The organism is Bradyrhizobium sp. 186 (assembly GCF_023101685.1).
In the GTDB taxonomy this organism is placed as follows: domain Bacteria; phylum Pseudomonadota; class Alphaproteobacteria; order Rhizobiales; family Xanthobacteraceae; genus Bradyrhizobium.
In genome coordinates, this window is sequence record NZ_CP082164.1 from 8126335 (window position 1) to 8153153 (window position 26819).

The window sequence follows — 26819 nt, forward strand, 5'->3', positions numbered from 1 at the left end:
CGACGGATTGACGATAATCACGTTGCGGTTGGGCGTCGACGGATCATTGACTCCCTGGGCCGAGGTGCTGGCGGGCACAAGAAGCGTCGCTGCGATCAAAACTAATCGTTTCATTACGATATCTCCCGAGCGAGAACGTCAGGGAGGCGATCACCGTTCCTTCACGGTTGCTTGGGAGCTCACCGCGGCACAGCAATCAGCTTGCCATCCCGCCAGACCCCCTGGGCCGCCTTTCCGGCGGGCAGGCTGCCGGCAAGGTTCCGGACAGCGGTCGGCCGTGAGGCGGTCTGGGTCGTCTGCGTCTTCTTTGTGGGTGTCGTCAGGATGCTGTTGCTGGTCACATTGGCCTGATCCTTGACCCCTTGCGCAACGGCGGACTGAACCATGAAGGACAAAAACGTGAGTGCTGTCAAAACGCCGCGCATGGTCAACCACCGGAAAGGAAAGAGGAGCTCGGCGAAATGTCACAGGTTTTTGCCCAAAAGCAAGCACCTTGGTCGGCCAAGACCGGGCCTTTGCGGACCTTACAATGGACGCGGACCTGCCACGCGGAGGGGTTCGAAGCGGAAAAGCCTAGCGAAACGGCCTTTTCCGGGTTACTTGATCGGCCTTGATGACCGACCCCAGCGACACTGCGGCCAGCGCTTCAAAGACGCATGAGATCAAGGCCGGGTTTGTCCGTCTTCTGTCCGGCCGGATCCGCGACCTATCCGACGACCCGCGGCAGATCCGCGAGATCGTTTACGAGCTGGCCCGCATCAAGCTTCTGGAACAATTCACCCACGCCGACACGCGGGAATCCCGCGAGCTCGAGCAAGTGCTCGAACGCGCCATTCGGGAGGTTGAACTTGCATTTGAGCGCAGCACTGCTGAGCGCAATGCTGTGTCCGCACCGCCCAATCTAACGCCCGCCGTCGTTTCAGATCCTCCTGCGGCCAATACCCCTGCTCCCCCGTCCCTTCCGACTGTGTCGGCCGTTGCGAAGGTTGCGGAAACCCCAAGCCGTCCTGTCGCACCGCCAAGACCGCTTGACCACCCCCGGCGCAGCGGCACCATCAACTCTCTTGTTCGCCTCACCGCCATCCTCATGGTCATTGTCGGCGCCAGTGCGGCGGTTACGTATTGGCCGCGGTTGAGGACACAATCCGTCGCACTGTGGCAGTCCGCGACATTAACCGAGCGCGCGTTGAGAAGCGCCGAGCCGCAACCGACTGCCACCCCGATTCCATCGAGCAGTGAGACAGTCGAACGGACACCGGATCATCCAAAGGAGCCGGCGCCAGCTGCGCAACCCTCGATGCCTTTGCCGACAACGTTCGGTGTCTACGCCCTGAGTGAGGGCCAGCTCCAGGAACTCAAGCCGGTCCCGGGAAAGATTCCGGATCGCCGTGTCGCGATCTCAGCAGCAATCAACACGCCGAGCGCGACGACGCTGACGAGTGGAGACGTCAGATTCATTGTGTTCCGGCCCGACGGGGGTGTCGATGCAGGCGGGACCGAGGTTCGGGTGGTCGCGAAGGTCTCCCGGGCGATGGGCGTCGATGCCACCGGCAAAGCCGCCATGGTCAGCGCCGGCGATTCCTGGGTCATTCGCAGCATGTCCTTCCCCTACAAGGTGGGCCCGGTGGAGGATCAACCCAGGATGTTGTTGCTGCAGCCCGAAACCGATGGCTTCGCGCTGTCGCCCGGCCGTTACGTCGTGGTCGTCAAAGGCATGGGCTACGACTTCACTGTGGCGGGCGCGGTGACCGATCCCAGCCAATGCGTCGAGCGCATCAACGCGGCGAACGGCGCATTTTACTCGCCCTGCCCGCCGCGAAGGTAGCTATTTGCTGGCCTTGCTGTCCTTCGGCGTATCCGCTGGCGGATCGTCGACCTTGCCGTTGTTCGCAACGCATTTGTTGAAATAATCGCGCTTTTCCTTGGCAGATCCCTTGGTGCTACCGGCGGCGGGATTGCCAATCTGCTTTGGCGGAAATGCCTTCGCAACTGCCGCGTCACATGTGCGGGCCACATCTGCCGTTATGGCCGAAGCCGTCGCGGGCACGGCCAACGCCAGGACAACGGCAAACCCGATCGTCTTTCGCATGTTTCTGACTGACACTTGGCCCGTTCCCCAATCCATTTCCGCATTCACCCGCAGAACCATATCAAAAAGCTTCCACAGGCCAAAGGCGAAAGCGGCGCGGCCCGTCGATTGCCTGGTCTGATTTGTTGCTTGAGCGAGACCCGGAGGCGCCCGCCTCTCGACCTGACCGCAAAGCTTGCCGCCCGAGGAACGGCTGCTGCTGCAGGCGGATTAATAGGGCTGATTGGTCTTGGGGGTAAGCCTGGAGGACGTAATGATGACATCACGCAAGCTCGCATTGTTGCTGGCAGCCGCCGTTATATCCGCTCCGACCGCTGCGATAGCGCAGGGCGGAGGGGGCGCCAGCGCTGGGTCGGGGACGGGAAGCGCATCAAGTTCGGCGGGAACAGGGACATCGTCCAATACCGGCGGAAACACAGGCACCTCTACCGCCGGCGGCAATTCGCAGATGTCGACCCCGGGCACCGGGGTAGCCGATCAACCGACCGGAACGATGGGCACAGCATCGTCCCAGGCAGGAACCGGCACGCAACAGTCCCCGAATGCTCAGCGGTCCCCGAATGCTCAGCCCGGGCAAACCACCGGGATGACAACAGAGACGCCCGCGCAGGCGCAGGCCCGGCGCAATGCAGGGGCCGGCCACGCTCCGAACGGCAACCCGATCGGCGCACCGGGGACGGGCACCGGCAACAACGACTAGTCTCAACCACTGATGTCATCGCTTGCCACGGCCTGCTCGGCAGCCGCATTCGGCGGGAGGGCCGCTACCGGCAATCGGCGTGAGAGAAGGCGTCGAACGGCGGCGGCTCGTGCCTACAGTTAGCTGTTGAGCTGCGGCGGCTTGAAATCGGGGAAACGGGTCAGCATCGTGGTTTTGACGAATTTAAGATGCGCGATTGTGCTTGCCAGCTCCTTGAGCCGGCGCTGGCCGTTGGAGATGTCGGCGGCAAACAAATCCTGGTGGTAGTTATCTAGCGGCTCCCGCTCCAGATATTCGTCGGTGCCATTGCCGAATGTCACGGAAGCACGCGCCAACGCGTCGTCAACACGCCGGGTCAGTCCCGCCTGCTCCCTCTCGGCTTCCTTCAAGGCGGAGTCGATCACCGCCATCACCGAGCCAATGCGAGCACGGTCGGTCTTGGCGTCGCGCTCGGCGGACCGCGCCTTGAAGCGCTCGTCGTCCCGCCGAAGGTTCAGCAGGTTGTATGCACGCGCCCTCAGGAATAGCTGGAACATTTGGGCCATCCCCATTCGAATGAAGCCTGCAGCTTCGGTCAACTATAGTTAACAAAGCTTAAATCAACGACCCGCTCCGCGCGACTTTGCGCCATCCAGGCCTTCCATGCCTCGCTATGTTTGGCATAGAGCTCGAGCCATCGCGCTTCCTGCATTTTGGCGGGCTCCCCACTCTGGTGAGTTCGCAAGCCGTCTGATCCAGAAGCGGCCCGCTCCTCCAACCTCTCGAACTCGACCGTCTCCTCCAACGAGAGACCAATCAAGACGCGGCGCCCAGCTCCGTCGACGAAATACCTGCGAGGCGCATTGTTGTTCTGGTCAATCATGTTGGAGATTCTCCTTCGCGATCCAAGGACCGGAGAGAGCCTCAAGACGACGCCCGTACGCCCGCACAAAAGCGACAACGCCAACCGTTACGGCAAGCATCACGACCAAATACGCCATCCGCGCTTCTCTGCCCCGCGCAATTCGGGACAACCACCGGTGCAATTAAAGTGATCCCGTCTAGGCCGCCACTCCCAAAATCCACAAGGAAAGCGCGGGGTTAACCTAACCGCGCATGGTTACTTCCGCTGAGACCACACCTCGACCATGATTAATCCAGCGACGCGTCACTCAGCCGTCATCACGATGGGCGCTGCGTCTGACTCTGTCCAGCTGAAGCTGGCGTATAGGGCGCGTAGAGGCGGTATTTCACCGATCGCTTGTGGGAGCGCCAGGCCCTCACGCCATAGCCGCAACAAAAGCCTGCCACGAAGATCGAAGATAAGACCAGAACTGGCAACATCGGAATGTGTCCACATTTGCGGAACGTTCCTCCCGGGGCATTTCATCGTCTAGTTGTGGCGACTTCAAGGTCCAGTGTCGCTGAAAGTTTTGTCAGATCAAGATGAAGCTTGTGCAGCCGGTTGCATGAAGATTAGTCGCCCGCAAAAAGCAGCAGGCTGATCCGGCCGTCATGCCGCAATTGATTTGTTGAAAGAGTGACATCGGCGAGGCATTCGGGTCGAAGCGCGCGTTTCGACCATTCTACCGCTCGACCTGGTGCCGAACCCTCTGTTCGTGACCAGATCAAGATCGATCGCGGGCTTCGATCCGCGCTTGTTCCTCGGACGTGCGCAAGCTCGAACGCGAGCTCGGCAGGCGCACGCCCGCGCGAATCTTGGGAGCGGCGACGCGTTGGTGCTGCGACGTCCGGAAATCACAACGGGACATTCTCGACTGCGGCCATCAACACGCCCAAACTGGACTCGGTGAGCGGAGATCTCCGTGATTATACGGATGCAGACTCGCGATCCTGCCCCGGTAAGGTTGAGCGGTTAGCTTAATCCGCGTTGTTTGTTGCGAAGTCTCACCGATCGCTTATCCATCGCCTCACCGGGCTCCCCCAGGCCCGGCCCCACCCAAGCAAAGCCGTCGAGCGAACATGGGTCCGCTTGGCGGCTTTGTCTTTGTGTCGACGAGAGGATGATTTCAGTTATGGCGCGCAGGCCCTGGTCGTTCAAGGAAGACCGCCGGCTGATGGAGTTGGCCAAGTCTTCGACTTCGCTGGAAGAGGCGGCGAAACAGCTCGGGCGCTCGCCCGATGCGATCAAGCGCATGGCCTTGCGGCTTGGTCTTTCGTTGAAACCGAGGACGGGTAAGAAGGCCTAGAATCGGAAGCGATGCGTCGAGAACGGCAGCATTCCGCCTGCGCTCGGGCGCAGCCCGCGATCCCGTGCTGCGGTGATCTGCGAACGATCTCGTGATGACGGCGAACAGGTCCTCATGCACGCTAGAGGATCAGAAGCCCCCTCGCAGATGCCTGAGCCAGCACACCCAAATGGGTCTGCTCGCCGAACTCGCCTGACAAGACGAGGCTATGAAGTTCATCCGTTGAGACAGAGCTGACCTGGACACCTGGCTCTTCGACAAATCCGGGCGCGCGATCGCCAGTCCTGACGACGAACGAAAGAGTCGTATTGCTGATCCGACTGGAGCAGGTCGCGCCTTTGCCGATGAGTTCGATGCTCATCGTGGGATAGCCGGTCTCTTCCAGGAGCTCGCGCTTGGCGGTCTCGAGCGGATCTTCGTTTGGATCGACCATGCCGGCGGGTAGTTCCAGGGAGAAGCGCTCGATCGCCGGACGATATTGACGCACCAGGAGCACACGCGAGTCCGGCGTAATGGCCAGGACGGCCACATAGTCCGGCTGCGCAATCGCATAATAGGTCTCAACGGAAGACTCCGCAGAGAGTCTCACATCCCGAGCGATGACCTCGAGCCAGGGTGAGACCATCGTACGCTCAGCCTTCAGGATTTTCGGCACTTCCCGGACCATCCAGACAAGTCTCCTTCGTTGGACGCTGCTTACAGACCGTGTGACGTTTCAGGCGTGAGGCCGCGGGAGCGGTGTTGTGTCGCCTGACCGAATTCGAGCGTTCACCGCGACAGCCGCCCATCCGCCAAAGGCCTCCGCTCCAGCGCCCTGCTGGGAGCGAGCACTTTAACGATATTCTCGTCTTTCGAAGCGAACCGCCCCTCGACCGGCTATGCTGGGCAATGCGCCGAAATCACCTGTTCGTAGCCGCGGGAATCTGCCTCGCCCTCATCGCCTACGCCACCTTGGCGAGGCTTGCGGGGAGGCCGGCGCTCATGGGTCATCACGAGGCCTATTGGGTCGTTGTGATCGAGCGCTTCAGCGCCTATGGCCTGTTGGGCTTTCTTCTGTCCTTCCTGCTGCCCGGACGGCTCGCTTTGGCCTGCTCGCTTGTCGTCGCCGTCGCAATGGGGCTGGAGCTCCTGCAGGCGCTCACACCCGATCGTGATCCGGGCTTTTTGGATGTGCTGCAGAAAGCGGCAGGCGGCACCGTCGGTGTGATCCTCGCCCAGACGATTCTGGCCTTCATACCCAGACCCCCATCCTGAAGCCAGCGGGCGGCGGATCAAGCCGATCCGCGCCTGCCAAGGAACTCGTTCGGCGTCAGGAGCTCTGCCATCTGCCGATGCGTGGCCTGGAGCGCCTCGATGGTGCTATCCAGATCAAAATCGGCCTCGCGGACAGACGCGAAGAATTTGGCCGTTAGCGCCAGATCGAGTTTAACGCGGGTTGCCCCATCGCGGCTTTTGCGACGGTCAAGCGACAAATGGATGGCCCGCATTCTGGCTTCTGCGGGCGTGCACTCACTAAGTGCCGCCAGTTCGTCATACGTCATCCAGATCTGTGGCATGTTCCAGTCCGTCCTTTACACGAACATCAACCTAATTCTCGTGCCTAAAGGTACGGTTGCTGCGACGCAGTCGCAAACCGTTTTCGTACCAACAGGGTCAACGCAAGGCTAAGACAAAGACCTTTGACACGAGCGGATTACGAGACCGAGAGGTCAGGGCTTTTCGGAATTGCCTTTCACGGCTGCACGTCTGGGTCCCGTCGCGAGCGCATCTCAGTACGGTAGGATCGACGTCAAATCGAACCGCGGGTAATCCCGCCATTTCCGCATCGGCATGAGCGCACCCGGCGCACCGCTAAATCTTGATTTTGTGAGCTGAAGACCTCGGGCGGCCAGAACGACAAGCGTACTAAGACACTACCAGGTTGCGTACAGCGAAGATCGCTCTATGCTACCCAGATCGATCCACTGGTAGTTTAGGGGCAATCACATTGGAACAGGTCACTCCGACAGCCTTCCCTTTGAGTCATGTCATCTCCGGGACAGCCGCTCGGCATTCTCTGACCTTCTCCACGGCGCTTGGCCGACGTATGGCCCGGCTTCGCCGCAAAGGCCCCGAATGGCTCACGATTGCACTCCTGGTGCTTTGTGCCGATTTGTTGCTGGCGGCGGTTGCCTGGATGATTGTTGATTTCGCTTTGAGGTAAGCAGGCATGACCAACGGACCAACTATCCTCGTCACAGGGGGCGCGGGCTATATCGGCTCGCATGCCTGCCGCGCGCTGTCCGCCGCCGGCTACCAGCCCGTCGTCTATGACAATCTCTCGACAGGTCATCGCAGCTTCGTTGCCGGCCCACTGGTGACCGGCGATCTGCTCGACGGCGCGACGCTGGCGCGCGCCTTCGCCGATTACAAGGTCACGGCGGTGATGCATTTCGCGGCGGCGAGCCTCGTCGGCGAGTCCATGACCGACCCGCAGAAATACTACATCAACAATCTGCAGGGCACGCTGTCGCTGTTGCAGGCGATGCGCAACGCAGGTTGCCAGCGTATCGTGTTCTCCTCGACCGGCGCCGTCTACGGCAACGCCGATTCCAAGGAACTGCCGGAGGATTTTCCCTGCGCGCCGATCAACCCCTATGGCGCATCGAAGTGGATGATCGAGCGCATGCTGGCCGATTACCGCGCCGCCTACGGCTTCGGCGCTTTCTGCCTGCGCTATTTCAACGCCAGCGGTGCCGATCCGGCCGGCGGCATCGGCGAGTTGCGTGACAACGAAACCCATCTCATTCCGCGCGCCATGATGGCCTTGCAGGGTCACGTCGACTTTGCCGTGTTCGGCGACGACTACGACACGCCCGACGGCACCGCGATCCGCGACTACATCCATGTCACCGATCTCGCCGCGGCGCATGTCGCGGCGCTGAAACTGCTGGAACAGGGACATGCCGGCGGCAGCTTCAATCTCGGCACCGGCTCCGGCTTTTCGGTGCGCGAGATTCTGACCGCCATCAGGCAGGAGACCGGGCGCGAGGTACCCCACACCATCAAGCCGCGCCGCGCCGGCGACCCCACCTATCTGGTCGCCGACCCCTCCGCTGCGCGAAAGGTGCTGAACTTCGTGCCGCGCCATTCCGACCTGCCGAGCGTGATCCGCACCGCCTGGGCCTGGCACCAGAAGGCGCATCCGCTCAAGCGGGCCTGACAACGTCATCGACGTCAATCAGAGCGCGTGACGAGTGTCCTATGGTCGATTCCGTTCTGACCCAAGCGTTCCCGGCACGAACGGATGGCGCGGCCGCGAACGGCTGTCGAGGCCCTTGGGCAGCTTGTCGGCGTTGAGCTTCACGACCGCGCCTCCGGCGTCGGCGGCCGGCACGTCTTCCCGGCTGTAGATCAGCGTCGCCTCGAACTTCACATCGGGCACTTCCTTGGCCGTCCCCGCGCACGTCGCAACCGAGCCGTTGCACACACCTGAAAGATTGACCTCGACCTCGTCCGGCCCGAACACGCTCGGCGGGCCGTCGGCATGCCGGTACACGGTCAGGACGGCCGAGAAGTGCAGCTCATCGACACGATAGGAACCGCCATAGGTGAAGAAGCTGTCGCTGCCCGAGATCCGGCCCTCGGTCAGATACACGAGGCCGGTGCCCTGACCATGCGGGGTCCTGAACCAGGCAGCGTATTTGCCGTCTCTCAGCATGAAAAACATCCGTCGTGAAATTCATCCGTATTTGCGACGAACTCTAGGGCGCGACAATGACCGATGCAGTGAGCATTCCGCTACGGTTAACGCCCCGCAAAGCCAACCCGTCAAATTGCTGCCCGACGCGCCAGGCGACGCCGGCGGCCGGCGTCAAAACAATTCTATGCCGTCATCGGCGGTCTCGACCGCCTCGACCCGGCGCGTAGCGGCGATCGACGCAAGCCCAAGCGTTTGCAAAAATTCCCGGTGGACGTCCCGCTCGCGCGCCATCGTGTAGTGCGCGAAGAGATCGTCGAGCATCGCCTCGTCGTGCGGTTGCAGCCGCTGCACGCCCGCGCTCGCGGTCTCGAGGCGCGCGGCGACCGCAGGCAATGCCGCGGAGCCCTCGCCGAGCGTGGTCATCAGGCCTTGCGCCGAATTCATCAAGCCTTCGAATTCCGCGCCCTCGTCGATCAGCCGGCTCATCAGCCTGCCGAGCCGTTCGTTGCCGGCCTCGACCTCGCGCAGCGCCTGGAGTATCTGCGGCTCGAGCTTGGCGAGCTGCGTGGGATCGCCCTGCACGCGGAGCTCCTTCAGCTCGTTGGCCGACCGTTCGATGCCGTCAAGCACGGGCCTCAAGCGCCCTGCGCCCGCCGAGACATGGTCGGCGGTCGCCTTGAGCTCGTTGGCGATGACCACGAAGGCGCTGCCACGGCTGCCGAGATGGCTGGCCTTGAGGCCGGCATTCATCCCGATCAGGGTGATGTCGACCGTGGCCTCGGCGAGCCCGGCGATCGCCTCGCGGAACTTCGCCAGCGTCTCCTCGACGATCGCGAGCGCATCGTCGACCGAGCGGCCTGCGCCCTCGCAGGTGGCGATCAAGATCGAGGCCTGCGCCAGCGTATGCTTGATGCGCGCCAGGAACGACGACGAGCCGCCATCCTCGGCGCCGAACAGCGAGCGGCCGTGACTGACGACATTGCCCGCATCATTCAGGATCGCCGTCAGAGTGCGAACGATCTGGCCGATGTCGCCGCCAAACTCGCGCTGGGCGTCCCTGAGCTGGGTTGCCTGCAACTGGCAGACCGCGCGCGCGCCGTCGTCGCTCGCGACCGGTTCCGGAACGAGGCCAGGGCCGGATCCGGACGCGAGGCCAAGGCCGTGACAGACATGCTCGAGGCGTTGGCGCGTGCTGTCGCCGGCCTGCAAGGAGATGATCGCGCTGCCCACCGCTTCGGCGATCTTCCTGGTGCTGGAGCTCGCGAGGTCGGCGAGATGGCTGCTCTTGCTGCGCTGGTCACGCAATCCGGAATAGGCCGCGCCGAGTTCGGCGCTCTCCGACACCAGTTGATCCCGGTAACGGCTCTCGAATTCCTTCTGCCGGCCGGACGCGGTGGCGACCGCCTCCGACAGCCGTTGCTGATCCCGTGCGCACCCTTCGATCGACCGCTGCACGGCCTTGCCGAGATCGTAGGCCTCCTGCGTGAAGGCGAGAAAGCCCTCGCGATCGACGTCGAGCGAAGCGGCCTCGATCCGGGCGGAGCGCGCGATGATGGTGATCATCTGGATGTGCTTAAACAGCGGCTTGAGCAGCGAGGACGCCTCCGCTGTGCTCTTGCCGATCGCCGCGAGCAGGGCGCTCTCGGCCGGCAGCGCCTGCGCCAGCTCGCTCAGCTGCGCGGCGATCTCCTGCAACGCGGTCGCGGCCCCCTCGATCTCGGCGCCCGATAGTTCCTCGGAGAGCGTCGCAAGACCCTGGTTCAGTTCCTTGAAGATGATGTGGCCGCGACCGAGCTGGTGACCAACGCGCGCGAAAACATCCTCGATACGCGACGAGACGTCCTCGATCGCGGCAATCGCCTCCGTGAGCATGCTGGCAGGAACGGCGGACATTGCGATCAACCCGCCACCGCTGCGTGCCCGGCCTGATACCAGTGCATGATCTCGCGCGGGATGTGGTGCAGCGACACGACCTTCTCGACGCCGCCATGGGCAATGGCTTCCTTCGGCATGCCGAACACCACGCAGCTTTCTTCATCCTGCGCTCGCGTGGAAGCGCCGAGCTTGCGCATCTCCAGCATCCCGCGCGCGCCGTCGTCGCCCATCCCGGTCATGATGACGCCGAGCGCATTAGCGCCGGCATGCTGGGCCGCCGAGCGGAACAGCACGTCGACCGACGGGCGATGTCGCGACACCGGCGGACCGTCCTTGATCGCGATCTGGTAGCGCAGGCCGATGCGCTGGAGCAGCATGTGACGGGCGCCCGGCGCGATATAGGCGCAGCCCGGCAAAACCGGCTCGCCGTCCTCGGCTTCCTTCACCCGCATCTGGCAGACACCGTCCAGACGCCTGGCAAACGCAGCGGTAAAGCCCGCCGGCATGTGCTGCACGATGAGGATGCCCGGGCAGCTTGCCGGCAGCATCTCCAGCACGTCGTTCAGCGCTTCCGTGCCTCCGGTGGAGGCGCCGATGCAGACGATGCCTTCTGTCGTCGGTCGCGACCGGCCCTGCACCGGCGGCGGGATGATTGCGTCGGCCGTCAGCTTCCTCTCGATCGCCCGCCGCTCCGCGCGCGGACGCACGCGCGCGCGCGCCGCCGACTTCACGGATTCGCGCAGCCGCGTGGAACACTCGAGCAGCGCCTGCCGGGTGTCGATCTTCGGCTTCGGCACGATGTCGACGGCGCCGGCCTCGAACGCCTCGAACATCACATTCGAGCCCTCCTCCGTGAGGGAGGAGCAGATGATCACCGGGATCGGTCGCTGCGCCATGATCTTGCGCAGGAAGGTCATGCCGTCCATGCGCGGCATCTCGATGTCGAGAATGATGACGTCCGGGATTTCGCTCTGGAGGCGGCGCGCCGCCGCGAACGGATCCGAGGCCGTCCCCATCACCTCGATGTCGGGATCTTCGTTGAGGATCGTCTGAAGGATTTGGCGCACCGACGCCGAATCGTCCACGATCAGTACGCGAACTTTCCCCTTCGGCATTTTGCGCGGCGCTCCAATCAGACCTGGAAAATGGTGGGCTGAACCTGCTTCAGACCCGGGACCGCACTGTGAATCATCGATTCCGAATGTCCGACCAGCAGATAGCCGCCGGGCCGCAAATGGCTGCAGAGCTGCTCGACGACCTTGCGCTGCGTCGGCTTGTCGAAATAGATCAGGACGTTGCGGCAGAAGATGATGTCGACATCCCGGTCGACGGGATAGGACTTATCCATGAGGTTCATCCGCATGAAATGCGTCATGCGCCGCAATTCCGGCGCCACCCGGAGCTCGCCGCGCGACTTATCGCGTGACGACAGGAAATATCTCTTCAGGAAATCCTCGGGCACGGGCGCCAGCACGTCGCGGGTGTAGATCGCGGTCTTGGCGAGGCGCAGCACAGCGGTCGAGATGTCGGTCCCGAGGATACGATACTGAAACCGTGATCCGGCCCGCGTCATGTCGTCGAGCACCATGGCCGTCGTGTAGGCCTCCATGCCGGTGGAGCTGGCCGAGCTCCAGATCTTCAGGTTCGCGGTCCTGCGTCCGTGCGATTTGAGCAGAGCCGGGATCGCGACGTCCCGCATGAAGGTGAAATGCTGCGGCTCGCGGAAGAAGTCGGTCTTGTTGGTGGTCACCACGTCGATGAGATGGGTGAGCTCGGTGTCGAAATGATCCGCCACGAACAGGTTGTCGACATACTCGTTGAGATCGGAAAAATTCAGCGCGCGCACGCGCTTGTGCAACCGTCCCTCGAGCATCAGCCGCTTGCCCTGCGGCAACTTGATGCCGACCTGGCCCTCGATCAGCTCGGCAATGGTCCGAAAGTGACGGTCCGACAGATGCACGGCGGTATCATGCACGGCAGGCATCATGGTTGCCTGCCCGAGCCCGGGATGGCCGCCTGCATCGCATATCGGGCCATACGGGCCATCTTGATTCCTACACTTTTACTAAAACCGCTGAAGACGGATCGGCCCGCCTGTGAAGGGCGGGCCGATGCCTCAAAGGTCTTAGCGCTGGAAGTCGGCGTCGCGATCGTCCTCGCCGTCATTCATGTCGAAGGCGAAGCCGCCACCGCCGGCAGCCTTCACGGCGCGCGCCGGCTTGGCCTGGGGCTTCCTGGCCGGACGATCGGCCGCCGCCATGTGCACGGCCTTGGCACGCAACTGATTGATGGCGCGATCGATCGGCGCCGCCGCCTGGCTCTTCCCGCCTTGCTCGATGCGGAAGTAGGCGATCGTCGACTGGAGCTGCTCGGCCTGCGAAGCGAGCTCTTCCGAGGTCGAGGAGACCTGCTCGGAAGCGCTGGCGTTCTGCTGGCCGACCTTGTCGAGCTGCTGGATCGCCTGGTTGATCTGGGCCGAGCCGACGTCCTGCTCGCGACAGGCCGCGGTGATCTCCTCGACCAGCTCGGCGGTCTTCTTGATGTCCGGCACAAGCTTGGCGAGCATATTGCCGGCTTCCTGCGCGGCCTTGACCGTTTCCGTCGATAGTGTGCCGATCTCAGTCGCTGCAGCCTGGCTGCGCTCGGCAAGCTTGCGCACTTCGGAAGCGACCACCGCAAAGCCCTTGCCGTGCTCGCCGGCGCGCGCGGCCTCGACCGCGGCGTTCAGGGCAAGCAGGTCGGTCTGCCGTGCGATCTCCTGCACGATGGTGATCTTCTCGGCGATGGTCTGCATCGCATTGACGGCACGGCCGACGGCAGCGCCGCTGGCTTCGGCGTCCTGGGCCGATCGCGCGGCGATCTTCTCGGTCTGGTTGGCGTTGTCGGCGTTCTGCTTCACGTTCGACGCCATCTCCTCCATCGAGGAGGACGCCTCTTCCGCTGACGAGGCCTGCTCGGTCGCGCCCTGCGAAAGCTGCTCGGCGCTGGCGGAGAGCTCCTGGCTCCCGGCGGAGACGTTCTGCGCCGCGGTCAGGGCCTCCGACACGATCTGGCGGAGCTTTTCCACCATCCGCTCGAGCGCAAGGCCCAGCATGTCCTTGTCCGACAGCGGCTTGGCTTCGACCATGAGATTGCCTTGCGCGATCTCGTTGGCGACCGCGGCCGTGCCGTTGAGGTTGACCGTCATCTTGTTGAGGGACTTGATCAGATCGCCGAGCTCGTCATTGCTGACGACGTCGATCTTCCCGCTGAGGTCGCCAATCGCGACGGCGTCGGCAAGGTCAACGGCGCGCGACAGAGCACGGCTTATGCTCAGCGCGATCCAGGAAGCGGCTGCAACCGCAATGATCAGGGACACCAGAATGAGGCTCAGCAGCACGATTTTCGCCCGGGTCCCCTCGATCCCGGCCGCCTCGCTCTCTTCGGCCATCTGCTTCTTGACATAGTTGATGTACTCGCTGGCAGCTTCGAGTGCCGGCGTCGAGGCCTTCACGCCTTCGGTCATCGAACGTTCGGCAGCTTTGGCCCTGTCCTGCTTCAACGCCTTGAGCGTCTGGTCCTGCACCACGCTCCAACTGGCATAGGCGGTCGAGAACGCATCGATCATCTTCCTGCCGGTCTCGCTGGCTCCCTTGTAGGCCTCTTCCTTGACCTTCGTCGCGCGTTCGCGCAACTGGGCGATCTGGCTGATGAACTTGTCCTGGTCGGCTTCAGCGGCAAGAATCGCGTTCTTTTCGGCCCGGACCTGAAGCAGGACACTTTCCTGAAGCTCCGCCACCTTCGCCAAGCGGCCAGCCCGTGCGGACAGGTGCTCAGCCGTGCCCACCATGTCGCTCAATTTGAGATAGGCGACCCCGCCGGCGATCATGGAGAGCAGGATGACGACGCCGAAGGCGCTCGCAAGCTTGGCTTTGACGGTGAATCTCATGTTGGTCTCGTTGGTTCGAATTGGGGTGCTTACGCTTGACAACGCTTCATGCTTGCAAACTCAGGCGGCGCGAGATGCATCCGCAGCCGCGCCACGCCCTTCCGGAATTTCGTCGTTCGCCATCAGCTTGGCGAGATCGAAAATGACGACGAACTTCTCGCCCTTGCGCCCGATGCCGGCCGCATAGTCGGATTGCCATTTGCCGCCAACCTCGGGCACGGGCTCGATCGCCTGCTCGTCAATGTCGGTGACCTCGAAGACGCAATCGGCGACGAACCCGACCCCGACCAGGCGATCCTTCATCGGCACGTCCAGGATGATGATGCGGGTGGCCTCGGTCGCCGCCACGTTCGGCAAGCCCAGCTTGGTCCTGAGATCCACGATCGGATAACCGCTGCCCCGCACGTCGATCATGCCGAGCAGGAAATGCGGCGCGTGCGGCAATCGCGAGATCGTCCGCATGTCGAGAATTTCGCGGACATTGCGGATGCTGATGCCGAAGGTCTCGCCGGCGAGCCCGAGGGTCAGATATTGCGAGGTTGCGGCCATGATGCGTTCCAGGTGGTGATGAGTTCCGAAGCGGCGGTCCGGCGCGGGGCCGGACCCCGCTGGTCAGCGTTGAAACTCGGCGTCGCGGTCGTCTTCGCCGTCATGCATGTCGAAGGCGAAGCCGCCGCCATTGGCGACCTTCACCGCACGCGCGGGCTGGCGAACGGGTGCCGGCTTCTTCGCGCCGCGATCGGCCGCCGCCATGTGCGCGGCCTTGGTGCGGAGCTGGCTGACGGCGCGGTCGATCGGCGCGGCTGCGGCCTTCTCCTTGCGCGTCGCGTGCTCGATGCGGAAGAACGAGATGGTCGATTGGAGCTGCTCAGCCTGCGAGGCCAGCTCTTCCGAGGTCGAGGACACCTGCTCGGACGCGCTGGCGTTCTGCTGCCCGACCTTGTCGAGCTGCTGGATGGCCTGATTGATCTGGGCCGAACCGACATCCTGCTCGCGGCAGGCCGCGGTGATCTCCTGGACCAGTTCGGCGGTCTTCTTGATGTCGGGCACGAGCCTGGACAGCATGCCGCCGGCTTCCTGGGCGACCTTGACGGTTTCCGTCGATAGTGTGCCGATCTCAGCCGCTGCAGCCTGGCTGCGCTCGGCAAGCTTGCGCACTTCGGAAGCGACCACCGCAAAGCCCTTGCCGTGCTCCCCGGCGCGCGCGGCCTCGACCGCAGCGTTCAGGGCCAACAGGTCGGTCTGCCGCGCGATCTCCTGCACGATGGTGATCTTCTCGGCGATGGTCTGCATCGCGTTGACCGCGCGGCCGACCGCGGCGCCGCTGGCCTCCGCATCCTTGGCCGATTGCGCCGCGATCTTCTCGGTCTGGTTGGCGTTGTCGGCGTTCTGCTTCACGTTGGACGCCATCTCCTCCATCGAGGAGGAGGCTTCCTCCGCCGACGAGGCCTGCTCGGTCGCGCCCTGCGAGAGCTGCTCGGCGCTGGCGGACAGCTCCTGGCTTCCGGCCGAGACGTTCTGCGCGGCGGTCAGGGCTTCCGACACGATCTGCCGCAGCTTTTCGACCATGACGTTCAGCGACTTGGTGAGGTCGCCGATCTCGTCATTGCTGGAAACCTTGATCATCTGGCTGAGGTCGCCATCGGCAACCGCGCCGGCCAGGCCGACCGCACGGCCAAGGCCGCGAGCGATGCTGATCGAAATCCAGATCGCGGCGACGATGCCTATCGCCAGCGACGACAGAACGAAGGTAATCAGCAAGAACTGAGCCCGGTTGCCGTCTTCGTGGGCTTGCGCCGACTGCTCGTCCATCGTCTTCTTGACATAGGCGACGTAGGTGTTCGCGGCTTCCATCGCCTCCCCGACAGCCTTGCGGACGTCGGTCATCGAGCGCTCGGCCGCCTTGGCTTTATCGACCTTCGCAAGCTTGAGCGCCTCGTCCTGGACGGCGTTCATGCGGGTATAGGCCACCGAGAAGCTCTCCAGCAGCTTCTTGCCCTCGGGTGTTGCTGCCGAATGGATCTCATCCTTCGACTTCATCAAGCCCTCGCGCAGCTTCGCAATCTCCGAGGAAAATCTGTCGTACTCGGTGTCGGGCGCCACGATCGAGTTCTTCTCAGCGCGAACCTGCAGGAGAATGCCCTTCTCAAGTTCGGCTGCACGCTCCATCCGTCCGGCGCGAGCCACCAGGCTTTCGGTGGTGGCGATCATATCGCTGAGCTTCATGTAGGCGACGCCGCCCGCGGCCATCGACAGCAGGAGAATCACGCCGAACGCGCTGGCAAGCTTCGCTTTGACCGTAAATCTCATTTCCAGCCCCTAAGTCCCAAGTCCAACCTCAAGCCCCGCCCGCGGGACTTCATTTCAATTCAAAATACGTTCCATGTTGGGAACGATGACGAACTCTTCGCGCCATTTGGCGATGAAGCGGATGAACTCCGGCTTCCAGTGCATGCCGACGCGCGGCGTCTGCTGCACGTCGCTTTGCGAAATTTCCGTGACCTCGTAGACCTTGTCGGCAGTCATGCCGACCAGCACCGGCTCGCCGTCGATCTCGATCTCGATGACGACGATGCGCGTGTCGGCCGAATCCTCGAGTTGCGGCATGCCGAAGCGGATGCGCAGGTCCGCGAGCGGAATCACGTTGCCGCGCACGTTGATCACGCTCGGAACGAAGGATCGGGCGCCGGCGACCCTGGTCACCGGAACAGGGTCGATGATCTCGCGCACCAGGCCCGCATCGAGCGCGAACTTCTCCTCGCCGAGACCGATCATCACGACCTGCATCGCGCCGGCCTGATGCTCGCCAGCCTGCATCTCGTTCATCACGCCGCCTCGCTGATGTGCTGTTTCTCGATCTTCGACTGCGCCAGCGCGACGAGCTGCGCGACATCAAGGATCAACGCGGCCGTGCCGTCGCCCAGAATGGTCGCACCGGAGAAGATCGTGACGTCCGAATGGAGCTTGGAGAGCGACTTGATCACGGTCTGGTGGTTGCCGATGATCTGGTCGACGACGAGACCCACCCGGGTCTCGCCGGTCGAGATGATGATCGCCTTCTGGTGACGGTCGGGCGCGCCCGATGCGGTCATGATCTCGCGCAAGCGCAGGAATGGCACGAGATTGCCGCGCACGTTGAGGAAGTTGCGGCCGCGCGAGCGCTCGTCCTCGGCAGTCAGCTCGACGCATTCCTCCACCGCCGACAGCGGGATGATGTAGCGACCCTCGCCGACGCGGATCAGGAGGCCCTCGATGATCGCGAGCGTCAGCGGCAGGCGCAGCGTCACCGTGGTGCCCTGGCCCGGCCTGGTCGACAGATCGATCGAGCCGCGCATGTTCTCGATGGTGCGCTTGACCACGTCCATGCCGACGCCCCGGCCGGACAGCGCCGAGATGGTCTGCGCCGTGGAGAAGCCCGGATGGAACAGGAACTGGTGGATCTCGTGGTCCGAGAGCACGGCGCCGGCTGCGATCAGCCCTTGCTCTTCGGCCTTGGCACGAATGCGCGCGGTGTTAAGACCGCTGCCATTGTCCTTCACGGTAACGAGCACCTGCGCGCCGGAATGAACGGCGGCGAGCTCGATCCGGCCTTGCTCGCTCTTGCCGGCGGCCGCGCGGGACGCGGTATCCTCGATGCCATGGTCGATGGCGTTGCGGATCAGGTGCACCAGCGGATCAGCCAGGCACTCGATCATGGTCTTGTCGAGTTCGGTGTCCTCGCCCGTGGTGACGAATTCAACCGGCTTCGACAGATCGCGCGACAGATCGTGGATCAGGCGGCGGAAGCGCCCGAACAGCGAGCCGATCGGCACCATGCGCACGCCCATCGTGGTGTCGCGCAGGCTGGAAGCGAGGCGCTCGATTTCCTCGGCGATCATCTTGATCGAGAGGTCGGAGCCTGAGGCGGCGAGCTGCGTCAGCCGCGCCTGCGCGATGACGAGTTCGCCGACCCGGTCCATCAACTCGTCGAGGCGCTCGGCCTGGACGCGAACGGTGGCGATGTCGCGCTTGGCTTCCTCGCGGCGCGCGGGCGGCGCGTCACGCTTGATCTCGGACTTTGGTTCCGACTTTGCGACGGGCTGCTCCGCAACAACCTCGATCGCCGGCGCAGGCATTTCGGCTACAGGCTCCGGCTCCTCGTCGAGCAACTGGAACAACGGCAGCGGCGCGGGCGCCTCGACATGTTCCAGCGGCGAGAGCGTCAGCTTCATCTCGTCCTGAACGAACATGAAGACGTCGTCGATCGCGTCCTTGTCGCAGGCTGCGTGCAGCTTGACGTCCCACTTCAGATAGCAGTCGTCCGGCTCCAGCTCGTCGAGGAACGGGATGCCGTCGGTGATCGGCACGACGAAGCAGGGGCCGAGCTTGCAGAGATCTTCCAGCAGATCGAGCGGGTTCGAGCCGTTGCGCAGGATGTGGGATTCGAATTCCAGATGCAGGTGCCAGCCAGCCTGCTTGCTATCGGCCGGCGCCAGCGGCGGCGCCTCGGTGAGCTCGGCGACCGGAGCGTCAGGCCGGTCGAACGACACGAAGCGCTTGAGGTCGTCGAGGATGCCTTCACCGATGATGTCGTCGGTCGATTGCGGATCTTCGATCAGCGCGCGGATATAGTCTTTTGCGGCCAGCGCGACCGAGATCAGCTCCTGGGTCGGCTTGATCTCGCCCTTGCGGACGCGGTCGAACGCGGTCTCGAATTCGTGGGTGAAGGAGGCGACCTTGTCGAAGCCGAACATCGCGCCCGAACCCTTGATGGTGTGCAGGGCGCGGAAGGCGGAATCGACCAGCTCGCGGTCGTCGGGACGCAGGCCGAGGTCGAGCAGGGCCCCTTCCAGGACCTCGAACAGCTCGCTGGCTTCCTGGCGAAAGACCTCGGTCGGGTCCATCGCGCTCATGCACGCACCAGCTTGGCGACGACGGCGAGCAACTGCTCGGGCTTGAACGGCTTGGTGATCCAGCCGGTGGCGCCGGCGCTTTTGGCTTCCTGCTTGACCGTGTCGTTGGATTCGGTGGTCAGGAACACGATGGGCATGCCGACCGCGCCCGGCAGCTTGCGCAGCGCCCGGATCAGCTCCAGCCCGTTCATGACGGGCATATTAAGGTCGGTGATCACGAGGTCGAGCTTGCCGGCCTGCGCCTTGGCCAGCCCCTGCGCGCCGTCGCCGGCCTCGATCACGCTATGACCGGCCGGCTCGAGCACGACCTTGATCATCTGCCGAATGCTTGGGGAATCGTCGACGGTCAGAATCGTGGCCATTAGGTGCCATCTTTCTTTTGCGGGAAATGCTGATCGATCATCGCCTCGCTGGCAAAGCCGGCGCGGCGAAGAGTGTTGCGCAGAGATTGGGAGAAAGAGGTCAGGACCACCGGCCGCCCCTGGGCCTCGCCGGTTCTGGCGGTCGACAGCAGCAGCTGGATCGAGGTCACGTCAGCCTTGTCGACGTGGGAGCAGTCGATCTCGAGCCGGTCCTGCCGACCGAAGGCCTCGCGAATGAGCTCGTAGACTCCGCGAATGGCCGCGATGCTGCAATCGGCCGGTAACCGCAACGACCACTTCGGCTCCGTGGGATTGAGCGCCATCGCTGCCCCGCCTTTGCTGAATTCCGATTACACGTTTAACGCGAACCGAATGAGCAAACCCCTAACGCAGCGGTCCGTACAACTACGGGTCACATTACCTGGAACTTCGCGCAGTTGCATGCAAACATGCATAGCGTGTAGAAATCTGATGCGGGGCGCGCATATCCGCGGCACCGTTGCCCAGCCCACGCATTTGCTCCTCGTTAAATTCCATCGGGTTATGCCTTGGGCTCGTGCCTTTGCCAGCGAAGAGAGCCCCGGCCCCAATGCTGACCCAAGCGCTTCTGGTGGACGACAGCCGCTCCGTCCTCAACTTCCTGAAACGTCATATCGAGGCCGAAGGGCTGGTCGAAGCCACCTCCTTTCTCGATCCCGTCGAGGCGCTGGCCTGCGCGCGGGAGCGCGTCTTCGACCTCGTGCTGGTCGACTACGAGATGCCGCATATGGACGGCATCAGCTTCATCCGCGCCTTCCGCACCCTGCCCGGCTGCGCCGATATCCCGATTGCGATGATCACCTCGCGTCAGACCGATGACATCAAGATGGAAGCGCTGCAGGCGGGTGCAAGCGATTTCCTGCCCAAGCAACCGCAGAGCGTCGAGATGACGGTGCGCCTGCGCAACCTGGTCCGGCTCGGCGCAGCCGTGCGCAAGCAGAACGATCGCGCCGCGGATCTGGCGAGTGCGGTCGCGGCTGCGACCCAGAAGCTCGGCGAGCGCGAGGAGGAGATCATCCTGCGGCTCGCGCTCGCGGTCGAATACCGCGACAACGACACCGGAGAACACACGCTGCGCGTCGCCAGGTACAGCCGCATCATCGCCGAGCAGCTCGGCCTGCCGGCCCGGCTCTGCCGCGACATCTATCTCGCCGCGCCGCTGCACGACGTCGGCAAGGTCGCCATTCCCGACAATATTCTCCTCAAGCCTGGCCGGCTGACCGACGAGGAGATGGCGGTGATCCGGACCCATGCGACGATCGGTGAACGGATTTTGGCGAACTCCGGTTGCGAGCTGATCCAGCTCGGCGCGCAAATTGCCGCAGGCCATCACGAGCGCTGGGACGGCACGGGCTATCCGAACGGCCTCGAGGCGGACGCGATACCGGTTGCCGCGCGCGTGGTCGCGGTCGCCGACGTCTTCGACGCCCTGACGACGCGGCGTCCATATAAGGAGCCGATGCCGCTCGAGGTCGCACGCGACTACCTGGTCGAGAACAAAGGACGACAATTCGATCCCGAATGCGTCGAGGCCTTTCTGTCGCGCTGGGACGAGGTCATGGAGATCGCCGCCGGGCAGCAGGCCACGCCATTTCAGAAAGCGGAGGCTGCACTGGTGCCCATGATGGAGAGAACGGCCGAGAGCCGTCCGGTCGAAGACCGTTCACCCCAGGCCGCCCCGGCGGCCTGACGTCGCCCGTTCGGCAACGGTTTGCAACAGCTCCGCTTTCTGCCATCACGGGTTTGAACCTCTTCCTGCTAGAGTGCACCAATATTAAAGAGTGATTCTGGTCACACTTGCCTGGGCGCTGCGCTGCTAAGCATCGGACCAGGACGGGGACCGGCAAAGCATCGGTCGAATTGGATGAGAATACCCATGAAAAGCCTGATCGGCGCCGCTGTCGGCGCGTTCTGTCTGGCGGCCCCCGCCTTCGCGGAGATCCCGGCCGCGATTGTCGAGGACGTGCAAGGAAAGGTCGACGGCGTCGAGTTCATGGACTATGTGGCGCCCGGCAAGATCATCAAGCTCGGACCCAAGGCGAGCATCACGCTCGGCTATCTCAAGTCCTGCTGGCGTGAAACGATCACAGAGGGCGTCGTCCTGGTCGGCGCCGAGCAGAGCACCGTGCAGCTCGGCAACGTGCAGCGCGTCAAGGTGCCTTGCGATGCCAACGCGGCGCAACTCTCAGAGCGCGAGGCGAACCAGAGCGCCGCGACAACGTTCCGGACCATGCGGTCCGACACCAAGGTCGCTCCGCCGAAGCTGCCGACGATCTACGGCGTCGCGCCGCTGGTCCAGGCCAAGAGCGGCAGCACGCTCGTCATCGAGCGCACCGACGGCAAGGAGCCGACGATCAGCGTGCCGCTCAAGAGTGACGTCATGGTCCGCGGCAAATTCTATGACTTTGCCAAAGCCGGGAAGTCGCTGACCCCGGGCGGCACCTATCTCGCGACCCTCGGCGCCAAGCGTTACACCTTCCAGGTCGACGCCAGCGCCACCTCGTCGCCGACACCGATCGTCGGCCGCCTGTTGCGGCTCGAATAGACAGCCCGCGACGGCGCGATGCGAGGGATCGGCAGGCGGGACATCGTAGCGGCGATCCTGATCGCGCTCCTTGCGGGCGTGATCTTCACGTCCCCGCCGCTCCAGATGCTGCAAGGCCTCTCGCTCGACATCCTTACGGCAATGCGAGGCAAGCTCATCGGCGACCGCCGCGATCCCGCCACGTCTCCGGTTGTCGTCGTGGCGATCGACGGGGAGACCTACGACACGCCGCCCTTCAAGGGTTCACCGACGCAGACCTGGACGCGCGAGATCGGCCGGGTGCTGGGAAGCATCACCGATGGCGGCGCCAAGGTGATCGGCTTCGACGTCATCTTTCCGAGCTCGATCGAGCAGTCGGAGATTCCCTTTGGCGACGCGCCGCTCGGTGACCGCATGAAGGGATTCGATCGCGACTACTTGATCGCCCTGCGACAGATCTCCGACAGCGGCAAACTCGTGCTCGGCGATATCCTGAGCAACGATCATCCGGAAGTGCCTTATCGTGCACAGCAACTGGCGGTGCGCAACAACGTCCGCGCGCTCAATGTCCATACCGACACCGACCACGTGATCCGGCGGATGCCGCTGAGCTTTCCCATCCAAGGCAGGCCGGTCCCCGCTATGGCTGTCGAGCTGGCCTCCCGCGCGCTCGGTGCAAAACCGGAGACCTCGTCGTCCGGCATGACGGGCTTGGCCGGCTATGCCATCCCGAGCACGGTGAGCAACACGCTGACGCTCAATTTCCGAGGGCTCGGCCGCGACGTTCCGACATACTCCTTTGCCGACCTGCGCGCATGCGTCGAGAACGGCGATCGCGATTTCTTCCGCCGCGCCTTCGAGGGCAAGGTCGTGCTGCTCGGCACTGTCCTCAATTTCGAGGACCGCAAGCTCACCTCGGTGCGCCTGTCCGGTGGATATGACGGGACGCCCGGCGCACGATGCGCCCTGCCCGCCCCGGCGCGCGCGGTTCCAAAGGCCCGCAGCGACATCGCCGGCGTGTTCGTGCACGCCACGGTCGTGCGAAATCTGATCGAGCGCGATGGTGTGACCGAGCTCGGCTTCGCCATGCGGGCTGTTCTCACGATCGTGTTTGCGATGATCGTCGCACTGGCGGCTTGCTTGCTGGCGCCGGGTGGCGCGGTGATCACCTGGCTCGGCCTCACCTCCGTCTATGCAGGCTTCGCCCTGGCTCTGTTCAATCGTGCACTGGCGCTGCCCTTGACCGAGCCTGCGCTCGCAGGCCTTACCGCGCTGGCGATGATGATCGGCTACCGCTTTGTCGTCGCCGACCGCGAGGAGCGTTTTCTGCGCAAGAGCTTCGCGTTCTATCTCGCACCCGAGGTGATCGACACCATGGTTGCCTCCGGCAAGATGCCGGCACTCGGCGGCGAGATGCGCAACGTCACCATGTTCTTCTCCGACCTCAGCGGCTTTTCATCGATTGCCGAGACGATGACGCCGGGCGAGCTGGTGACATTGATGAACGAATATCTGTCGGCGATGACCGACATCATCGAAAGCCATGGCGGTTATGTCGACAAATATATCGGCGATTCCATCGTCGCCATGTTCGGTGCCCCGGCCGACGATCCCGAACATGCGCGCAGCGCTGTCCGAGCGGCCCTGAAGTGCCACGAAAGACTCGCGGAGCTCAATGCCGGCAGCGCAGCCTTCGCCGGCCGCGGCCTGTCGCACCGCATCGGGCTCAACAGCGGCGAGGCCGTGGTCGGCAATATCGGCTCGCGGCGCCGCTTCAACTACACCGTGATGAGCGACACCGTGAATGTCGCCTCGCGGCTCGAAGGCGCCAACAAATATTACGGCACCGCGATCATGGCCTCGCAGACGACGATGGCGCAGACCGGGGACGCTTTCGCCTGGCGCGAGCTCGATGCGATCAAGGTGCTCGGACGCGGTGAGGCGATCAAGGTGTTCGAGCCGCTAGCGGAGAAGGGCGCGGAGAGCGCCGAACAGAAGAAGGTGACAGTGGCGTACGCAGAAGGGCTGACAAGCTGGCGGGCGCGGGAGTTTGCCAAGTCGGTTGAAGCGTTCGAGAGTATGGCAACGATCGATCCGGCGTCAGCGCTATTCGGGAAACGCGCCAGAGCCCTCGCCGTAAATCCGCCGCCGCCAGACTGGACGCCGGTCAATACGCTGGAAGGGAAGTAACGGCGCGGCCACACACGCCGGCGCACCCTCGCCCCTTGTGGGAGAGGGTGGCTTCGCGTAGCGAAGCCGGGTGAGGGGTTCTCTCCGCTAGCGAACCTCTCGCGTTTGGACTTGCTGAAGGCAGACCCCTCATCCGGCGCTTCGCGCCACCTTCTCCCACAAGGGGAGAAGGAAATGCGTCGGTTCGTGCGTCGAGTTTGCCAACCAATCACCACGCTCTAAAACGGCAACCCCACATAGTTCTCCGCCAGCAGCCGCTGCGCCGTCTCGGAGGAGAACAGATACTCCAGCTCCGTCTGCTGAAGCCTGTCTTCGTAGTCGAGCCGGTCGGGGAAGCGATGCAGCAGCATCGTCATCCACCAGGAGAAACGCTGCGCCTTCCAGATCCGCGCGAGCGCCTTGGCCGAATAGCCCTTGAGCCCGGAATCGTCGCCGTTCTGATAATGCGCGAGCATGGCGTGGTAGAGATAGTAGATGTCGGAAGCGGCGCTGTTCAGCCCGCGCGCGCCGGTCGGCGGCACGATATGGGCGGCATCGCCGGCGAGGAACAGGCGGCCATAGCTCATCGGCTCGGCGACGAAGCTGCGCAAGGGGGCAATGCTCTTCTCGATCGAAGGCCCGGTGATCAGCCGCGCGGCGACCTCGTCCGGCAAACGGCGCTTCAGCTCGTCCCAGAACGCATCGTCCGGCCAATCCTCTACTTTGTCGGTGAGCGGCACCTGGATGTAGTAGCGGCTGAGCACTTGGGAGCGCAGCGAGCACAACGCAAAGCCGCGCTCATGCTTCGCATAGATCAGCTCCGGCGATACCGGTTTGGTGCGCGACAGCACGCCGAGCCAGCCGAATGGATAGACCTTTTCATATTCGCGCAGCACGTCCTTCGGGATCGACTTGCGGCTGACGCCGTGAAAGCCGTCGGCGCCGACGATGTAGTCGCAATCGACGCGGACGCTGTCGCCGTTCGAGCGGTACGTCACGTACGGCCGGTCGGATGTCAGATCGTGCGGCGTGACGTCCTCGGCATTGTGCACGATCTTGCCGCCGAGACGGTCGCGGGCCTCGTAGAGGTCGCGCGTCAGCTCGGTCTGGCCATAGACCAGCACCGAATTGCCGCCGGAATGCTTGTGCAGGTCGACATGGGAGAGCACCCCGTCATGGGCGATCTCGAACCCCTTGTGGATCTCGCCTTCGCGGTCCATCCGCTCGCCGCATTGTGCCTCGCGCATCAGCTTGGCAAAGCCGTGCTCGAGCACGCCGGCACGAATGCGAGCGAGCACGTGGTCGCGGCTGTATTTCTCCAGCACGACCGTGTCGATGCCCTTCAGGTGCAGCAGCTGGGACAATAGCAGCCCGGACGGCCCGCCGCCGATGATGCAGACCTGAACTTTCATTTTTATGTCCTCCGTCCGCGCGTTTTTTGCAGATTCTTTGCTACGGACCGATGGAGGGTTTTGCCTTTGTCTTGTACAATTCGAACATGAGAACCGCAGCCCCCGCCCCGGCGATCCGGGTCTACAACCTCTTCGGCGAGTCCGGCGACCTGCCCGATGTCGTCCACTGCGAGACGATCGCGTCCCGCTCGGTGCTGCACGACTGGACGCTGGCCGTGCACCGGCATGCCCGGCTGCACCAGGTGCTGCTGATCGAGCGCGGCGGCGGCGAGGCGACGCTCGACGGGCGCGTCGCGACGCTGAAGCCAATGCAGATCGTCAATGTGCCGGTCGGCCATGTCCATGGCTTTCGCTTCTTGCCGGGAACACAAGGCTGGGTGCTGACCATCGCCGCGGAAATCCTGGACGAGGCGTTGCTGGCTTCAGAAGGCCTGCGCGGCGCCCTGTCGCGGTCGGCCGTCGTGCGCGGCACGCCACAGATCCGCGCCACCATGAAGCAGATCTTCGCCGAGCACGCCGCGCGCAATTTCGGCCGTGCGCATGTGCTGCGCGCATTGTCGGCGGCCATGATCGGACTCGTCGCACGCGCGCTCGCAGTCGAAAGCGGCGGCAATGGAACGGCCGAATCCGGCCTGTTCCGTCGCTTCGAGGCACTGCTGGAGCAGCATCATCTGGAGCGCTGGAGCGTTGCGGACTACGCCAGAGCGCTGTCGATCACGCCCACCCATCTCAACAGGGTGACGCGGGCGGCGACCGGCGACACCGCTTCGCATCTGATCCTCAACCGCCTGATCCGCGAGGCACGGCGCAACCTCGTCTACACCAACCTGCCGGTCTCGACGATCGCCTATGCGCTCGGCTTCGAGGATCCCGCCTATTTCAGCCGGGTCTACGCCGCCGCCACCGGTCTTTCGCCGCGCGCTTTTCGCGCGCAGCTCCATGGTGTGGAGTAGCCGCA

At 63.7% G+C, this 26819-nt stretch carries 26 protein-coding genes; 8 read left to right on the top strand and 18 right to left on the bottom strand.

Annotated features, from left to right (window positions below):
- Nucleotides 1-179 precede the first annotated feature (179 nt).
- Complete coding sequence (locus IVB18_RS38945) at nucleotides 180-425, bottom strand: hypothetical protein (RefSeq protein ID WP_247985538.1); 246 nt, start codon at nucleotides 423-425, stop codon at nucleotides 180-182.
- Nucleotides 426-613: 188 nt separating this feature from the next.
- On the opposite strand from IVB18_RS38945, the gene IVB18_RS38950 reads away from it, so the two are divergent.
- Complete coding sequence (locus IVB18_RS38950; RefSeq protein WP_247985539.1) at nucleotides 614-1825, top strand: hypothetical protein; 1212 nt, start codon at nucleotides 614-616, stop codon at nucleotides 1823-1825.
- Here IVB18_RS38950 and IVB18_RS38955 read toward each other — a convergent pair whose 3' ends face one another.
- The 3 genes from IVB18_RS38955 to IVB18_RS38965 all read right to left on the bottom strand — a co-directional run bounded on the left by IVB18_RS38955 (nucleotide 1826) and on the right by IVB18_RS38965 (nucleotide 3651).
- The gene (locus IVB18_RS38955) at nucleotides 1826-2149 is read right to left on the bottom strand and encodes a hypothetical protein (protein WP_247985540.1); all 324 of its coding nucleotides are present in this window, start codon (nucleotides 2147-2149) and stop codon (nucleotides 1826-1828) included.
- A 759-nt stretch (nucleotides 2150-2908) separates the two neighbouring features.
- Entirely contained in the window at nucleotides 2909-3325 is a 417-nt protein-coding gene (locus tag IVB18_RS38960; protein ID WP_247991836.1) for a hypothetical protein, read from the bottom strand.
- Nucleotides 3326-3363: 38 nt separating this feature from the next.
- Nucleotides 3364-3651: a hypothetical protein gene (locus IVB18_RS38965; protein ID WP_247985541.1), complete on the bottom strand. Its 288-nt coding sequence runs from the start codon at nucleotides 3649-3651 to the stop codon at nucleotides 3364-3366.
- A gap of 1153 nt (nucleotides 3652-4804) precedes the next feature.
- Between IVB18_RS38965 and IVB18_RS38970 the strand changes: the two genes are divergently transcribed.
- Entirely contained in the window at nucleotides 4805-4978 is a 174-nt protein-coding gene (locus IVB18_RS38970; protein WP_247985542.1) for a hypothetical protein, read from the top strand.
- Between the two features lie 121 nt (nucleotides 4979-5099).
- On the opposite strand, the gene IVB18_RS38975 is transcribed toward IVB18_RS38970, so the two are convergent.
- A complete protein-coding gene (locus IVB18_RS38975) occupies nucleotides 5100-5645 on the bottom strand; it encodes an NUDIX hydrolase (protein WP_247985543.1) in 546 nt (181 codons plus the stop codon).
- 221 nt (nucleotides 5646-5866) lie between these two features.
- Here IVB18_RS38975 and IVB18_RS38980 point away from each other — a divergent pair, with 221 nt between their 5' ends.
- Nucleotides 5867-6232 carry a VanZ family protein gene (locus tag IVB18_RS38980; RefSeq protein ID WP_346732577.1) on the top strand — a complete coding sequence of 122 codons (366 nt, stop codon included), beginning with the start codon at nucleotides 5867-5869 and terminating at the stop codon, nucleotides 6230-6232.
- Between the two features lie 17 nt (nucleotides 6233-6249).
- Here the strand turns inward: IVB18_RS38980 and IVB18_RS38985 are convergent, their stop codons facing one another.
- Nucleotides 6250-6534, bottom strand: a complete 285-nt coding sequence (locus tag IVB18_RS38985; protein WP_247985545.1) for a hypothetical protein — start codon at nucleotides 6532-6534, stop codon at nucleotides 6250-6252.
- A gap of 653 nt (nucleotides 6535-7187) precedes the next feature.
- Here IVB18_RS38985 and galE point away from each other — a divergent pair.
- Entirely contained in the window at nucleotides 7188-8180 is a 993-nt protein-coding gene (galE, locus tag IVB18_RS38990) for a UDP-glucose 4-epimerase GalE (protein WP_247985546.1), read from the top strand.
- Nucleotides 8181-8219: 39 nt separating this feature from the next.
- Here galE and IVB18_RS38995 read toward each other — a convergent pair whose 3' ends face one another.
- The 11 genes from IVB18_RS38995 to IVB18_RS39045 form a co-directional block, all read right to left on the bottom strand.
- Nucleotides 8220-8678 (bottom strand): hypothetical protein, encoded by a 459-nt coding sequence (locus tag IVB18_RS38995; protein WP_247985547.1) that lies wholly within the window; start codon nucleotides 8676-8678, stop codon nucleotides 8220-8222.
- Between the two features lie 153 nt (nucleotides 8679-8831).
- Nucleotides 8832-10553 carry a chemotaxis protein gene (locus IVB18_RS39000; protein ID WP_247985548.1) on the bottom strand — a complete coding sequence of 574 codons (1722 nt, stop codon included), beginning with the start codon at nucleotides 10551-10553 and terminating at the stop codon, nucleotides 8832-8834.
- 5 nt (nucleotides 10554-10558) lie between these two features.
- The gene (locus tag IVB18_RS39005) at nucleotides 10559-11650 is read right to left on the bottom strand and encodes a chemotaxis response regulator protein-glutamate methylesterase (protein WP_247985549.1); all 1092 of its coding nucleotides are present in this window, start codon (nucleotides 11648-11650) and stop codon (nucleotides 10559-10561) included.
- 17 nt (nucleotides 11651-11667) lie between these two features.
- Nucleotides 11668-12522: a CheR family methyltransferase gene (locus tag IVB18_RS39010; RefSeq protein ID WP_247985550.1), complete on the bottom strand. Its 855-nt coding sequence runs from the start codon at nucleotides 12520-12522 to the stop codon at nucleotides 11668-11670.
- A 138-nt stretch (nucleotides 12523-12660) separates the two neighbouring features.
- Entirely contained in the window at nucleotides 12661-14463 is a 1803-nt protein-coding gene (locus tag IVB18_RS39015) for a methyl-accepting chemotaxis protein (protein ID WP_247985551.1), read from the bottom strand.
- 60 nt (nucleotides 14464-14523) lie between these two features.
- On the bottom strand, nucleotides 14524-15012 hold the full coding sequence (locus IVB18_RS39020) for a chemotaxis protein CheW (protein ID WP_247985552.1): 489 nt from the start codon (nucleotides 15010-15012) through the stop codon (nucleotides 14524-14526).
- 63 nt (nucleotides 15013-15075) lie between these two features.
- Nucleotides 15076-16773, bottom strand: a complete 1698-nt coding sequence (locus IVB18_RS39025) for a methyl-accepting chemotaxis protein (RefSeq protein ID WP_247985553.1) — start codon at nucleotides 16771-16773, stop codon at nucleotides 15076-15078.
- Nucleotides 16774-16827: 54 nt separating this feature from the next.
- Nucleotides 16828-17289, bottom strand: coding sequence for a chemotaxis protein CheW (locus IVB18_RS39030; RefSeq protein WP_247985554.1), 462 nt, complete (start codon nucleotides 17287-17289; stop codon nucleotides 16828-16830).
- Complete coding sequence (locus IVB18_RS39035; protein WP_247985555.1) at nucleotides 17289-19355, bottom strand: chemotaxis protein CheA; 2067 nt, start codon at nucleotides 19353-19355, stop codon at nucleotides 17289-17291. The genes IVB18_RS39030 and IVB18_RS39035 overlap by 1 nt, the downstream gene beginning before the upstream one ends.
- Complete coding sequence (locus IVB18_RS39040) at nucleotides 19352-19717, bottom strand: response regulator (protein ID WP_247985556.1); 366 nt, start codon at nucleotides 19715-19717, stop codon at nucleotides 19352-19354. Before IVB18_RS39040 ends, IVB18_RS39035 begins: the two co-directional genes overlap by 4 nt.
- Nucleotides 19717-20040: an STAS domain-containing protein gene (locus IVB18_RS39045; protein WP_247985557.1), complete on the bottom strand. Its 324-nt coding sequence runs from the start codon at nucleotides 20038-20040 to the stop codon at nucleotides 19717-19719. The genes IVB18_RS39040 and IVB18_RS39045 overlap by 1 nt, the downstream gene beginning before the upstream one ends.
- A gap of 266 nt (nucleotides 20041-20306) precedes the next feature.
- Here IVB18_RS39045 and IVB18_RS39050 point away from each other — a divergent pair, with 266 nt between their 5' ends.
- From IVB18_RS39050 to IVB18_RS39060, 3 genes are all read left to right on the top strand, one after another.
- The gene (locus IVB18_RS39050) at nucleotides 20307-21446 is read left to right on the top strand and encodes an HD domain-containing phosphohydrolase (RefSeq protein ID WP_247985558.1); all 1140 of its coding nucleotides are present in this window, start codon (nucleotides 20307-20309) and stop codon (nucleotides 21444-21446) included.
- 186 nt (nucleotides 21447-21632) lie between these two features.
- A complete protein-coding gene (locus IVB18_RS39055; protein ID WP_247985559.1) occupies nucleotides 21633-22301 on the top strand; it encodes a hypothetical protein in 669 nt (222 codons plus the stop codon).
- Between the two features lie 18 nt (nucleotides 22302-22319).
- Nucleotides 22320-24470, top strand: a complete 2151-nt coding sequence (locus tag IVB18_RS39060) for an adenylate/guanylate cyclase domain-containing protein (protein ID WP_247985560.1) — start codon at nucleotides 22320-22322, stop codon at nucleotides 24468-24470.
- Nucleotides 24471-24688: 218 nt separating this feature from the next.
- Here the strand turns inward: IVB18_RS39060 and pobA are convergent, their stop codons facing one another.
- Nucleotides 24689-25861, bottom strand: a complete 1173-nt coding sequence (gene pobA / locus IVB18_RS39065; RefSeq protein WP_247985561.1) for a 4-hydroxybenzoate 3-monooxygenase — start codon at nucleotides 25859-25861, stop codon at nucleotides 24689-24691.
- A 50-nt stretch (nucleotides 25862-25911) separates the two neighbouring features.
- On the opposite strand from pobA, the gene IVB18_RS39070 reads away from it, so the two are divergent.
- A complete protein-coding gene (locus IVB18_RS39070) occupies nucleotides 25912-26814 on the top strand; it encodes a helix-turn-helix domain-containing protein (RefSeq protein WP_247985562.1) in 903 nt (300 codons plus the stop codon).
- Nucleotides 26815-26819: the final 5 nt, after the last annotated feature.

Bases quoted from the DNA above. Each gene is read 5' to 3' on its own strand.
- IVB18_RS38955 (WP_247985540.1), bottom strand. From the start codon at position 2,149: ATGGTTCTGCGGGTGAATGCGGAAATGGATTGGGGAACGGGCCAAGTG.
- IVB18_RS38960 (WP_247991836.1), bottom strand. From the start codon at position 3,325: ATGTTCCAGCTATTCCTGAGGGCGCGTGCATACAACCTGCTGAACCTT.
- IVB18_RS38985 (WP_247985545.1), bottom strand. From the start codon at position 6,534: ATGCCACAGATCTGGATGACGTATGACGAACTGGCGGCACTTAGTGAG.
- IVB18_RS39060 (WP_247985560.1), top strand. From the start codon at position 22,320: ATGCGAGGGATCGGCAGGCGGGACATCGTAGCGGCGATCCTGATCGCG.
- IVB18_RS38975 (WP_247985543.1), bottom strand. From the start codon at position 5,645: ATGGTCCGGGAAGTGCCGAAAATCCTGAAGGCTGAGCGTACGATGGTC.
- IVB18_RS38965 (WP_247985541.1), bottom strand. From the start codon at position 3,651: ATGATTGACCAGAACAACAATGCGCCTCGCAGGTATTTCGTCGACGGA.
- IVB18_RS39070 (WP_247985562.1), top strand. From the start codon at position 25,912: ATGGAGGGTTTTGCCTTTGTCTTGTACAATTCGAACATGAGAACCGCA.
- IVB18_RS39045 (WP_247985557.1), bottom strand. From the start codon at position 20,040: ATGGCGCTCAATCCCACGGAGCCGAAGTGGTCGTTGCGGTTACCGGCC.
- IVB18_RS39020 (WP_247985552.1), bottom strand. From the start codon at position 15,012: ATGGCCGCAACCTCGCAATATCTGACCCTCGGGCTCGCCGGCGAGACC.
- IVB18_RS39025 (WP_247985553.1), bottom strand. From the start codon at position 16,773: ATGAGATTTACGGTCAAAGCGAAGCTTGCCAGCGCGTTCGGCGTGATT.
- IVB18_RS38995 (WP_247985547.1), bottom strand. From the start codon at position 8,678: ATGCTGAGAGACGGCAAATACGCTGCCTGGTTCAGGACCCCGCATGGT.
- IVB18_RS38945 (WP_247985538.1), bottom strand. From the start codon at position 425: ATGCGCGGCGTTTTGACAGCACTCACGTTTTTGTCCTTCATGGTTCAG.
- IVB18_RS39050 (WP_247985558.1), top strand. From the start codon at position 20,307: ATGCTGACCCAAGCGCTTCTGGTGGACGACAGCCGCTCCGTCCTCAAC.
- IVB18_RS39040 (WP_247985556.1), bottom strand. From the start codon at position 19,717: ATGGCCACGATTCTGACCGTCGACGATTCCCCAAGCATTCGGCAGATG.
- galE (WP_247985546.1), top strand. From the start codon at position 7,188: ATGACCAACGGACCAACTATCCTCGTCACAGGGGGCGCGGGCTATATC.
- IVB18_RS39055 (WP_247985559.1), top strand. From the start codon at position 21,633: ATGAAAAGCCTGATCGGCGCCGCTGTCGGCGCGTTCTGTCTGGCGGCC.
- IVB18_RS39035 (WP_247985555.1), bottom strand. From the start codon at position 19,355: ATGAGCGCGATGGACCCGACCGAGGTCTTTCGCCAGGAAGCCAGCGAG.
- IVB18_RS39000 (WP_247985548.1), bottom strand. From the start codon at position 10,553: ATGTCCGCCGTTCCTGCCAGCATGCTCACGGAGGCGATTGCCGCGATC.
- IVB18_RS38980 (WP_346732577.1), top strand. From the start codon at position 5,867: ATGCGCCGAAATCACCTGTTCGTAGCCGCGGGAATCTGCCTCGCCCTC.
- IVB18_RS39010 (WP_247985550.1), bottom strand. From the start codon at position 12,522: ATGATGCCTGCCGTGCATGATACCGCCGTGCATCTGTCGGACCGTCAC.
- IVB18_RS39015 (WP_247985551.1), bottom strand. From the start codon at position 14,463: ATGAGATTCACCGTCAAAGCCAAGCTTGCGAGCGCCTTCGGCGTCGTC.
- pobA (WP_247985561.1), bottom strand. From the start codon at position 25,861: ATGAAAGTTCAGGTCTGCATCATCGGCGGCGGGCCGTCCGGGCTGCTA.
- IVB18_RS39005 (WP_247985549.1), bottom strand. From the start codon at position 11,650: ATGCCGAAGGGGAAAGTTCGCGTACTGATCGTGGACGATTCGGCGTCG.
- IVB18_RS39030 (WP_247985554.1), bottom strand. From the start codon at position 17,289: ATGAACGAGATGCAGGCTGGCGAGCATCAGGCCGGCGCGATGCAGGTC.
- IVB18_RS38950 (WP_247985539.1), top strand. From the start codon at position 614: ATGACCGACCCCAGCGACACTGCGGCCAGCGCTTCAAAGACGCATGAG.
- IVB18_RS38970 (WP_247985542.1), top strand. From the start codon at position 4,805: ATGGCGCGCAGGCCCTGGTCGTTCAAGGAAGACCGCCGGCTGATGGAG.